This window comes from Curtobacterium sp. Csp2 (assembly GCF_013347165.1).
Window position 1 is genome coordinate 1,998,075 of record NZ_CP054593.1, and the last position, 11,014, is coordinate 2,009,088.

The following is an 11,014-nucleotide window of genomic DNA, read 5'->3' on the forward strand; positions in this document are numbered from 1 at the left end:
CACCGTCGGGGGACTCGTCGGGCTGAAGCTCCCCGACCAGTGGTGGGAGTCGTCCTCGTGGGACGGCTACGACATCGCGCAGTCGTGGGTCGACGACCCGGGTGGCACCGCGGGCGCGAGCGCGTTCAACATCGGCACGCTCTTCATCCCGGGAGCCGGAGAGGCCAGTGCCGGCGCGCACGCGACCGCTGCGGCCGCCGACGCCGCGGGTGACGTCGCGCGTGCCGGTGGGTTCGTGGACGATGCGGCCCGGGCAGCGCGCGGGGCTGACGGCTTCGTCGACGCGGCGAGGGGAGTCACCATCGGCGACCTGGCGGACGTCGCCAAGGGCGTCGACGCTGGGGACGTCGCGAAGATCGCGCGGGAGGGCGACCTGCCCACGACGAGCGTCGACCTGGCGGGCGACGCCGGCAAGGTCGACGTCCCGACGCCGCACGCGGACGCGCCGTCCGCCCCCCTCCGCACGTCGAGGCTCTGCGCGCGGACGCGCCGTCCGCCCCCGCCTCGCACGCCGATGCCCCGTCGGCGCCTGCACCCCGTCCTGAGGCGCCGGCGCCGCACGCCGATGCGCCGACGGCACCGCACGTCGACACACCGAACGCCGGCCACGGTGACGCGCCGTCCGTCGAGCGTGGCGAGACGCCGGCCGTTGCGCACGACGAGCCGCCGACCACTGTCCACGGCGACGCGCCGACCCCTGCGCACGGCGACTCGCCCGCGGCGACCCACGGGGACACCCCGACCGGCGTGCACGACGACGCACCGAGCCCCGCGCACGGCGACGACACCCCGCCAGCTCCGCACGGGGACGCCCCTGCCGCGCACGACACACCGCCGACCACGCACCTGGGGGACGACGGCGTCGAGCGGACGGTGCGCCAGTACGACTCCGGCAGCAAGGGGGCGTGGAACACCGACCTCTACCACAAGGCGATCGAGGGGAACACGCGGTACGAGATCGACGGCGGCAAGTGGGTCTACGAGACCGACGAGCACGCACGGGTCGTGCACGCCGAGGGTCACCTCGACCAGGTGGTCAAGGAGCTCGAGAACCGGTCTCGGCACGGTGGGCAACAGACTGCCGCGGGAGGGGCGGACCGTTTGCGTGTCGACCACGGCGGCCACATCTTCGCGACGCTCTTCGGCGGTCCGGGTGAGGGCATCAACCTCACGGCGCAGTGGAGCAAGGTCAACCACGGAGCGTACAAGGCCCTCGAGAACCAGTGGGCGACGGCGATCGACTCCGGCAGATCGGTCCGTGTCGAAGTGAACCTGACGTACCCGGACGGACTCCGGCCGTCCAGGTACGATGTGGAATACCAGATCGGTGACGGCCCGATTCGATCGGCCCGGTTCTCGAACGCCCCGACCCCATGAGCCGCCGTGTTGCGGCTCTGCACTCTGGAGAGATGTGACAGCGGAACAACAAGCCCTCGAAGCGCGGATCGTGGCGGAAGCAGGTCGGCTGCTCGGCCCCCACGACGACTGGGTGACGGCTCGGTTCATCGTGGCCGAGGTGGGCTCGATGGGCACGCTGGTCAGTCGATTCACCCGGGCAGACGGTTCTCTCGGATCCATGCGCGTCCGAGGGCAGTTCCAGGACCTCTGGGAACAACTCCGCGAGGTGATGGCTGATCCTGAACGGGGAGCTTGGTTCTCCGCCTCCCTCGATGTCGACCGGGCGTCCGGCAGTTCTTCGTTCTCGTACAACTGGGATGGCCGCGTCTGGTTCGACCGGCTGATCCCGGACCTCGACCCTTCGGACGTCGACCTGGCGCTGCCACTCGATGAGGCGTGGGGGGAAGAACTCGCCCGACACCCGCGTTCGCCCGAGCACGTCCCTGCATGGCTGTATGCACTCGTGGCAGGCGAGGGCACAGAGCCTCAGGCCGGGGACGGCGCTGCCATCGAGCGGGCGATCGCTGCGGCGCCCACCTGGCCGCCGGCGCGCGCCTCGCTGGCGTCGTCGACACGCTGGTCCGAGGTGTTCGACGCCGTGTCAGAGGAGATCGTGCGGGCGCTCCGTGCGGACACCCCGGCGACGGAGCTGCTCCACCGCGAGGTCGACGACCGCGCACTCGAGCAGGTCGCAGCCTCCGCCACCGGGCCGCTGCTCCGACGGTTCGTCCACGACACCGCTTCGTGTGGCGCCCTCGCAGCCGAGCTGGACACCCCGAACGGCCCGGACCGCGCCGAGGACGACGTGACCGACGCGATCACCGACCTCGTGGACTGGCAGGTCGCACGGCGGTTCGACCGATGACCGGCCTGGAGAACCCGGACCTCGACGCCCGGCTCGGCCGCGCCCTGGTCGACCCGTCAGGACTCGGTGAGTTCGTGGACAGCTTCGTCCCGAGTCCGCTCCTGGTGCCGATGCACATCGACGGCGAGACGGCCTACCCGATCGTGACGCACCGGGACGACGGCCCTGCCCTGGCTGTGTTCACCGGCGAGCAGCACAGCTTGCAGATCGACCTGCCGACCGCCGACGACGTGGTCGTCCTGACGGGCGCACGGGTCATCGGGATCGCCATCCCCGACAGCGGCATCCTGGTCAACCCGGGTCCGCGGGAACTGCACCTGCCGGCCGCCCTCGTGGCGCACGTGCACCCGCAGATCCCGGCCGAACTGCTGGCACCACGGACGACCCCCACGGAACAGTCCGGGCAGCCCGAACCGGCAGGGTCGATCGTCGCCACGCAGCAGGCTCAGTCGACGCTCGCCGGCAACGCGTACCGGTGGCTGGCACAGGGTGGCACCTTCGACTCGGCGGACTTCTTCGTGGGGTTCTGCGGGAGCGAACACACAGCGCGCGGCGCAGTCGTCTCCGCAGGACAGACCTTCCCGGTGCAGGTGCCGGACCCGATGGTCGACGAGTTCCGCGTGCTCCGGCGTTCCGCGGCCGAACCGGAGAAGGGAACCCGGGTCGGCGCCGAGCTCCACCTGACCTCGGCCGGATCGTTCTCGTACTCGTTCGTGTACGACGACCGACTCGACTTCGGAGCTGCCGATCCTCGCGTTCCCCGAACCGACGCAGATCCGGTTCCGGGACTCGATGCCTGGCGCGGGGAGTTCGCCGCTCAGGGGCGCAACGCGCGGTTCATCCCGGAGTGGGCACGCTGACCGACCGCGACTGCGGTGGGATGGTGGGCACGTCGAAGCTCGGCACCGAGAACGACGGCACCGGTACCGGGGAGCCCGACGACGGGGAACCGGGCCCGGGCGAACCGGGCGCCGGCGCGCCCGGAACCGTGAACGTGCTGACCGGAGCGGGCTCGCGGTCCGACGTCCCGCGCGCACCCGGCGGTTGCAGCCCCAGGGCGCCGATCGCGACGAGCCCGATGGTCAGCCCGGCGAGCGCCAGCAGCCGGTAGCGGATGCCGAGACTCCGCAGGTACCGCTGCGGCGCGAACCGTCCAGCGCGCACGGCCTCGACGAACGCCGTCGCCGTGACGAGGGCGATCGGCCACGCCGCGGCGGTGACGAGTCCCGCCGGTGCGCCGTCTGACGATCCGGTCGCGGCGACCAACAGCCCGAGCACCCCTGCCCCGAGCCCGGTCCACAGCGCGAGTTCCTGGCGCAGGCTGCCGAAGCGCCACCCGACGCCCCACAGCACCCGCCCGGTCCGCGCCCGTGCGGCACGGAGCACCCGGTCGTCCCCGGGCAGCGGCGCCGCAACGGACAGCAGCCCCGCGACGACCGCGGTGCCGAGCACCCACGCGCTGGCCAGCTCCCAGGCGGGACCGTCGACGCCGACCGCCACCCAGCGCACAGCGACACCGAGCACGACCAACCCGGTCGTGACCATCGCGGCCCATCGGGCGACGACGGATCCGCGCCGGCTCAGCGTGGCGAGGTAGCTCGCCGGCAGCCGATCACGACGCCGTCGGTACCGCCGCAGCGCTGCCCAGACCGCGGCGGCGCCCCCGGCCGCGGCGACGGTCGCCGCCACGGCTCCGGGGAGACCGGGTCCTGCCAGCGCGACGGCCGCGACGACCACCGGGACGAGCGCGACAGCGGACGCTGCTCGACGCTCCCAGGTGACAGCCGCGTCGAGTAGTTCCCGTGACTCCTCGTCACCCGGGTTGGTGACGAGCAGGTCGAGCAACAACCCGGGCTGCTCGGCCACGGGTGCGTACTCGGCTCGGAGCGCCAGGAGTGCCGGGTGCTGCGGCGCCCGCTCGAGCCCCGCGGCGACGAACCCCCGCGCGAGTCCGGTGTTGCCGTGCACCCGTTCGCAGACGGCAGCGACCGTGTGCCACTCCGGTGACCCCGGCTCCAGCTCGAGCGCCCGGTGGTACGCGTGCCGGACCTGCTCGATGCGGCGGCCACGCCCGTCGATGCTCGCCAGCGCGTGCTGTGCCCACACGCCGGCGACGTCGGGTGCCATGCCGACCAGCTGCGAGGTGATGGTCAGCGCCTCCGGGGCCCGGCCGGCCACGATGAGCACGGCCACCAGCCGCAGGTACGGGGGCAGCGTGTCGGGAGCGGCCTGCAGCGCGGACCGCGCGGCCTGCTCGGCCTGCAGCAGGTCGCCACGCGCCTGCAGCAGCGCGGCCCACTCCGTCAGCAGCGCAGCGTCGCCCGGAGCCGTACCGAGCGCGTCCTGCAGCAGTCGCTCGGCGGCCTCGAGTTGCCCGAGGGCCCGCAGCGACCCGGCCCGCGCGACGACCGACTCGGTGGCGTCAGAGGACACGCTTCTGCTTCAGGTACACCACCAGGTCGTCGTACCGGCCGTCGGCGTTCGCGAACGCGGCGACGTTCTTCGCGGTCACGAGCCACGAGCCCGTCGACGGTCGGACCTGGCCGAGGGCGTGCTGCACGTCCGCCATCACGAGCGGCTGGATCTCACCCGCGGCGACGGAGCGGGCCATCGCCTGTTCTGCTGCGGAGGTCACGAGGTGCGCCAGGTCGGCCCCGGAGAAGTCCTGCGTCGCCGCGACGACCTGTCCGAGGTCGATGCCGGCGATGGGGCGTCGGGCGAAGTGGTGGCGCAGGATCGCCTCGCGCGCGGGAGCGTCCGGCGGCAACACGAGCGTCATCCGGTCGAGTCGTCCGGGGCGCAGGAACGCCGGGTCAACGTCCCACGGGCTGTTCGTCGCGGCGAGCACGAACAGCCCGTCGTTCTCGGAACCGACGGAGTCGAGTTCGAGCAGCAGCTGGTTCACCATCTGCCGCAGTCCGCTCCAGCCGCTGCCGATGCTCGACCGTCGGGCGCCGAGCGCGTCGATCTCGTCGAGGAACAGCACCGCCGGCGTCTGCGCCCGCGCCGCCTCGAAGACGGCGTGCAGGTTCTTCTCCGTGTTGCCGAGGTAGGGATCGAGCACCTGGTCGATCCGCGCGGTCACGAAGTGCGCGCCGAGTTCGCCGGCGATGGCCCGCGCCATGAAGGTCTTGCCGCACCCGGGCGGTCCGTAGAGCAGCAGCCCACCGCGCAGCGTCTGCCCGAAGGCCGCGGCGATCTCCGGGTGCCGCATCGGTTCCAGGAAGGACTCGCGGATGCACTGCTTGACGTCCGCGAGTCCGCCGACGTCGTCGAGGGTGACGTCGGGCCGTTCGACCTCGACGTCGACGACGTGCTCGCCCTCGCCGTCGAGCCGGATCTTCTCCGGCACGTCCGACGGCACGGCCGACGGCCCGTCCGACGGCTCGTTCGGCGGTGTCGGCCCGTCCTGCGGGCGGCCGGCGGATTCGACGAAGGGCGGCGGGACGCTGCGTCCCAGCTCCGCCTCGGCACGTCGCCAGTCGAATCCCTCCTCGGGACGGCCGGGAGGCTCGGTGCCGGTGGCCGCGTCGCCGACGTCGGTGGGTCCGGGCGTCCGGAGCGCGGCGCTCGCGTCCGCGAGCACGTGCAGGGCGAGCGCGTTGCCGGGGTCCAGCTGCAGCACCACGGCGGCGTGCTGGAGTGCCTCGGCCGCCCGGCCGCGTTGCAGGAGCAGCTGCGCGACCTGGCCGCGCAAGGCGACGTCGTCGGGCGCTGCCTGCACGGCGGCGAAGAGACTGGCGAAGAGCGGGTCGTCGGTCATCGCGGGCCACCGTCCTGTGTCGAGAGCGCGGCGTGCGCGTGGTCCGCGATCGCCACCGCCAGTGCGGTGCCGACGGACCCGGCGTCGTCGTGCAGGGGGACGAGGACGTCGGTCCACCACCAGCCGCCACCCTCCGCCTCGGGCGGGAGCTCGGTGAGGTCGGGCAGCAGGCGACGGACCTCGGTGACCGAGCGGACGCGGCGGGGGTGCTGCACGGTGGCGACGACCCGTCCGTCGGCGTCGGTGAAGCGTCCGACCAGTCCGCCGCGGACGAGTCGCAGGCCGATCCCGGGGTCCACCGCGGCGGCCGCGGGGCGGAACTCGGCGTCGCCGACGAGCGTCGGACCGAGGATCGTGATCTCACGGGGCACGGTGCTGCTCCTCCTGCGGGGTCCGGCCGGCGCCGAGGTCCCGGCCGGTCAGGCGTTCGAGGGCGTCGCGGCCCAGGTGGTCGACCACGGGGCGCAGGCGATCCCATCCGGTGGCGTCCGGGCGCGAGGGGCCGTCGCGGAACCGCAACACGAGCGACGGCACCCGCGGACGGCCGACCCGTTCGGCTCCGAACCGGTCGCGCATCTCGTCGACGTCGAGTCCGAGACTCTTGACGGCGGGAGCGCCGAGCAGCATCGCCACGGGTTCGGGGTCCTGCTCCAGCGTCGGGCGCACGGTCAGGTCGGCCGAGCCGACGCGGGCGAACACCATCGCGACAAGCGGGAGCGCGGTGCGGCAGAGGTCACCGAGCAGCACGGTCACGGCATCGTGCGCGCGTCGGACCGCGTCGCTGCCGGGGGCCCCGACGCCGACCAGGCCGGAGACGACCTCCTCCACGCCGTGCTCGGTGCGCCGCGCGGTGAGCGACCCCGCCAGCGGCGTCCGCTCGTCGCCGACGACCACGAACCGGGCGTCCTGCGGCATCCGCGCGCGAGCGGCAGCGGTGAGTGTGTCCTTGTCCCAGTCGGCCTCCACCGTTTCGTGCGAGCCCCAGCCGCTCGGGGTGGTGCCGGGCCCGAGCGCGGCGAACGTCTCCCACGCCCGACCCAGGCGCGTGCCGGCGTCGGGGCGGTGGCGGATCGACGCCGACACCACGAACTGCACCTGCTCCGGTCGGGGGACCTCGAGGTACCGCGGGTCGACGGCGTCGGTGGTCCGGGGAGAGCGGAAGCCGTCGGCGAGTCCGAGCAGCGACGTGCCGGTCGACCCGTCGCGCAGCGCGCCGTCGCCGGACCGGACGACCCAGCGTCCGTCGGCCGCGTCGAGGACCTGCCGGAACGGTTCGGTCAGGCGGGAGGAGTCCGGGGTCAGGAACACCACCCGGAGTCCGGCAGCCGCGGCCTGGACGACGAGGTCCGCGCGCATCGGGGTGAGCGCCACGAGCCGCCCGACGGTCTCACTGACGACGTAGCCCGCGCCGGTCCCGTCCACCAGCGGGTGCTCGATCCCCATGCACCCGACCATACGGGACGGCGGCGCGCAGCGCGGGGCGGGGCCGCTCCGCAACCCGTTGCAACCCCCGCCGCCGTAGCGTCCCGTCCGAGGCGCGCAGACCGTGCGCCGTCGACATCGTCGTCGAGAGGGCACCACCATGACCATCGCAGCATCGCCGACCACCTACGCCGCACCGGGCGAGGACGGAGCGCTCGTCGCCTTCCGCTCCCGGTACGACCACTACATCGGCGGCGAGTACGTCCCGCCGACGGGTGGGCAGTACTTCGAGAACCCCACCCCGGTCACCGGGAAGACCTTCACCGAGGTCGCGCGGGGCGACTCCACGGACGTCGACAAGGCCGTCGCCGCCGCGTGGAAGGCCTTCCCGGCCTGGGGGAAGACGAGCGTCACCGAGCGCGCGAACATCCTGAACCGCATCGCCGACCGGATGGAGCAGAACCTCGAGGTGCTCGCCGTCGCCGAGACGTGGGAGAACGGCAAGCCGATCCGCGAGACGCTCGGCGCGGACATCCCGCTCGCGATCGACCACTTCCGCTACTTCGCCGGCGCGATCCGCGCGCAGGAGGGCTCGACGGGGGAGATCGACCACGACACCGTCGCGTACCACTTCCACGAGCCGCTCGGGGTGGTCGCGCAGATCATCCCGTGGAACTTCCCGATCCTGATGGCGGTGTGGAAGCTCGCACCGGCACTCGCCGCCGGCAACTGCGTCGTGCTGAAGCCCGCCGAGCAGACGCCCGCGTCGATCCACGTGCTCCTCGGTCTGATCGAGGACCTGCTGCCCGCCGGGGTGGTCAACGTCGTGAACGGCTTCGGGTTCGAGGTCGGGGCTCCACTCGCGCAGCACCCGGACGTCCGCAAGGTCGCCTTCACGGGCGAGACCACGACCGGGCGCCTGATCATGCAGTACGCGTCGCAGAACCTCATCCCGGTCACGCTCGAGCTCGGCGGCAAGAGCCCGAACGTGTTCTTCGCCGACGTCGCCCAGGAGCGGGACGCGTTCTACGACAAGGCGCTCGAGGGCTTCGCCTTCTTCAACCTCAACCAGGGCGAGGTCTGCACGTGTCCGTCGCGGGCGCTCGTCGCGGCGGAGATCTACGACGGCTTCGTCGCCGACGGGCTCGACCGCGTCCGAGCGGTCAAGCAGGGCCACCCGCTGGACATGTCGACGATGATCGGCGCCCAGGCATCGAACGACCAGCTCGAGAAGATCCTGAGCTACATCGACATCGGCAAGCAGGAGGGCGCGAAGCTCCTCACCGGCGGCGAGCGCGCGGACCTCGGTGGCGAACTGAGCGGCGGGTACTACGTCACCCCGACGGTGTTCGAGGGCGACAACGCGATGCGGATCTTCCAGGAGGAGATCTTCGGACCGGTCCTCTCCCTCACGCGCTTCAACGGGTACGACGACGCGATCCGGATCGCCAACGACACCCTGTACGGGCTCGGCGCGGGCGTCTGGAGCCGCGAGGCGACGACGCTCTACCGGGCGGGCCGCGACATCCAGGCCGGACGAGTGTGGTCGAACACCTACCACCAGTACCCGGCCGGCGCGGCGTTCGGCGGCTACAAGCAGTCCGGTGTCGGCCGCGAGAACCACAAGATGATGCTCGACCACTACCAGCAGACGAAGAACCTGCTCGTGTCGTACGCCGAGGGTCCGATGGGGTTCTTCTGATGACGCACCCCGGGCGCACCGCCCGCGTCGCCGTCACGCCGGAGGCGGCCGAGCTCCTCCGCGCGCTCACGGCCCGGCACGGACCGCTGATGTTCCACCAGTCCGGCGGCTGCTGCGACGGCTCGAGCCCGATGTGCTACCCCGTCGGGATGTTCCGCACCGGTCCCGGCGACGTCCTGCTCGGCACCATCGACGTCCCCGAGCTCGACCCCGTCGAGGTCACAGCGCCCATCGAGGTGTACATGTCCCGAGCGCAGTTCGAGTACTGGAAGTACACCCACCTCACGATCGACGTCGTCGACGGGCGGGGCAGCGGGTTCTCGGTCGAGGTCCCCGAGGGCAAGCGGTTCCTCACCCGCTCACGGATGCTGACCGACGCCGAGCTCGAGGACCTGGGCCTGGTCCCGGCGGTGCGGCCGACGTAGGCTGACCGCACCGACCGCGACGGCGCGGCGGAGACCTGCGAGGGGAGGCACCGTGCCCGCTCCCGCAGGGCTCCGCCCGCTCGTCGCCGAGTCCTGGCGTCGCTCGGCCCGGGTGGACCCGGACGGCCTGCCGACGCTCGCGCTCGACGACGCCCAGCTCGACGCCATCCGTGGCCAGGGACCGATCGGCACCGCGCTCCCCGTGGTCCGTCGGCTCCTGCTCGACGACGTCCGCGCCGCCGGGTGCGTCGTCGCGCTGACCGACGCCGCCGGCTGCATCGTCTGGGTGGACGGCGCACGTGCGGCCCGACGCGCGGCCGAGGACATGGGCTTCACGGCCGGCGCCGACTGGGCCGAGGAGCACGCCGGCACGAGCGCCCCGGGGACGGCGCTCCGCCTCGACCGCGGCGTGCAGATCCGGTCCGAGGAGCACTACGCCACCGCCGTGAAGGCGTTCTCCTGCACGGCCGTCCCGCTGCACGCGGCGGACGGCTCGGTCGTCGGCGCCCTCGACATCACGGGCGACGACCGTGCGGTCGAGCGCCACACGCTGCCGCTCCTCACGGCGACGGCCGCCGCGGCCGAGGCGGAGATCGCCCTCACCGCCCTCCGGCACGCCACCCGGGCGACCTCGACGACCGTCCCGCGCGCAGACCGAGCCGACCGAGCCGACCGAGCAGACCGAGGCCGCCGCGGTGCCGACTCGGCCGAACTGACGCTGCTCGGGTCCGACACCGCGACCCTCCGGACCGGAGACCGTGCCGTCCGGCTGTCCGAGCGGCACTCCGAGGTGCTCGCCGTCCTGGCGTCCACGCCCGGCGGTCTCGCCGCAGCCGACCTCGCGGTCGCGGTGTACGGCGACCGCCGTGCGGTCCCCACGCTCCGGGCGGAGGTCGTGCGCCTCCGCCGCGTCCTCGCGGACCACGCGCCCGGCGCGCATCTGTCGTCGCGGCCGTACCGCCTGACCGGGATCCGCACCGACGTCGAGACGGTGCTGTCCGCGCTCGACCGCGGGGCGCGCCTCCAGGCCGTCGACGGGTACGCCGGACCGGTCCTGCCGGGGTCGGCGTCGCCGGGCGTCGACGACCTGCGGGACGCGGTCCGGTCCCGGTTCCGCGAGTCGGTGCTGACCGACGGCGGGGTCGAGGCGTTGCAGGCGTGGTCGCGGACCGCGGACGGCGCCGCGGATCCGCAGGTGCTCCGCGCCCTGCTCGGGGTGCTGCCGCGGCGGTCCCCGCGGCGGGCCGGTCTCGTCGCGGCGATCGAGGCGCTCGACCGCCGCTGACGGGGTCGGGACACCGGCCGGGAGGCGCGCCCCGCGTCGACCACGCGGCCGACGGGGTGCGCCTCCCGCAGCGGGTGCGGTCCGGTCAGGACCCGGACGTCGGTGCGGGCGTCGCCTGGTCGCCCTGCTCCGGGGCGCTGGGCGGGGTGGGTGC

At 73.3% G+C, this 11,014-nt stretch carries 10 protein-coding genes; 6 read left to right on the plus strand and 4 right to left on the minus strand.

The window, feature by feature from the left end; genetic code table 11:
- Positions 1-873: 873 nt before the first annotated feature.
- Genes HUN59_RS20095 through HUN59_RS09735 form a run of 3 tightly spaced genes read left to right on the plus strand, consistent with a single transcriptional unit; the run spans position 874 to position 3,123 of the window.
- A complete protein-coding gene (locus HUN59_RS20095) occupies positions 874-1,377 on the plus strand; it encodes a DNA/RNA non-specific endonuclease (protein WP_368076226.1) in 504 nt (167 codons plus the stop codon).
- A complete protein-coding gene (locus HUN59_RS09730; protein WP_174778207.1) occupies positions 1,328-2,263 on the plus strand; it encodes a hypothetical protein in 936 nt (311 codons plus the stop codon). Before HUN59_RS20095 ends, HUN59_RS09730 begins: the two co-directional genes overlap by 50 nt.
- A complete protein-coding gene (locus HUN59_RS09735) occupies positions 2,260-3,123 on the plus strand; it encodes an SseB family protein (RefSeq protein WP_174778208.1) in 864 nt (287 codons plus the stop codon). The genes HUN59_RS09730 and HUN59_RS09735 overlap by 4 nt, the downstream gene beginning before the upstream one ends.
- Here HUN59_RS09735 and HUN59_RS09740 read toward each other — a convergent pair.
- The 4 genes from HUN59_RS09740 to HUN59_RS09755 are packed head-to-tail and all read right to left on the minus strand — an operon-like array spanning position 3,101 to position 7,469.
- Positions 3,101-4,696 (minus strand): hypothetical protein, encoded by a 1,596-nt coding sequence (locus HUN59_RS09740; protein WP_174778209.1) that lies wholly within the window; start codon positions 4,694-4,696, stop codon positions 3,101-3,103. The two genes, HUN59_RS09735 and HUN59_RS09740, sit on opposite strands and share 23 nt — an antisense overlap.
- Positions 4,686-6,026 (minus strand): AAA family ATPase, encoded by a 1,341-nt coding sequence (locus HUN59_RS09745; protein ID WP_174778210.1) that lies wholly within the window; start codon positions 6,024-6,026, stop codon positions 4,686-4,688. Before HUN59_RS09745 ends, HUN59_RS09740 begins: the two co-directional genes overlap by 11 nt.
- A complete protein-coding gene (locus tag HUN59_RS09750) occupies positions 6,023-6,397 on the minus strand; it encodes a hypothetical protein (protein ID WP_174778211.1) in 375 nt (124 codons plus the stop codon). Before HUN59_RS09750 ends, HUN59_RS09745 begins: the two co-directional genes overlap by 4 nt.
- Positions 6,387-7,469: a DUF6177 family protein gene (locus HUN59_RS09755; RefSeq protein ID WP_174778212.1), complete on the minus strand. Its 1,083-nt coding sequence runs from the start codon at positions 7,467-7,469 to the stop codon at positions 6,387-6,389. Before HUN59_RS09755 ends, HUN59_RS09750 begins: the two co-directional genes overlap by 11 nt.
- Positions 7,470-7,608: 139 nt before the next feature.
- On the opposite strand from HUN59_RS09755, the gene exaC reads away from it, so the two are divergent.
- From exaC to HUN59_RS09770, 3 genes are read left to right on the plus strand one after another with little or no spacing between them, the layout of a single operon-like run.
- Positions 7,609-9,150, plus strand: coding sequence for an acetaldehyde dehydrogenase ExaC (gene exaC / locus HUN59_RS09760; protein ID WP_174778213.1), 1,542 nt, complete (start codon positions 7,609-7,611; stop codon positions 9,148-9,150).
- Positions 9,150-9,575, plus strand: coding sequence for a DUF779 domain-containing protein (locus HUN59_RS09765; protein WP_174778214.1), 426 nt, complete (start codon positions 9,150-9,152; stop codon positions 9,573-9,575). Before exaC ends, HUN59_RS09765 begins: the two co-directional genes overlap by 1 nt.
- 52 nt (positions 9,576-9,627) lie before the next feature.
- Complete coding sequence (locus tag HUN59_RS09770; protein WP_174778215.1) at positions 9,628-10,860, plus strand: GAF domain-containing protein; 1,233 nt, start codon at positions 9,628-9,630, stop codon at positions 10,858-10,860.
- Positions 10,861-11,014 lie beyond the last annotated feature (154 nt).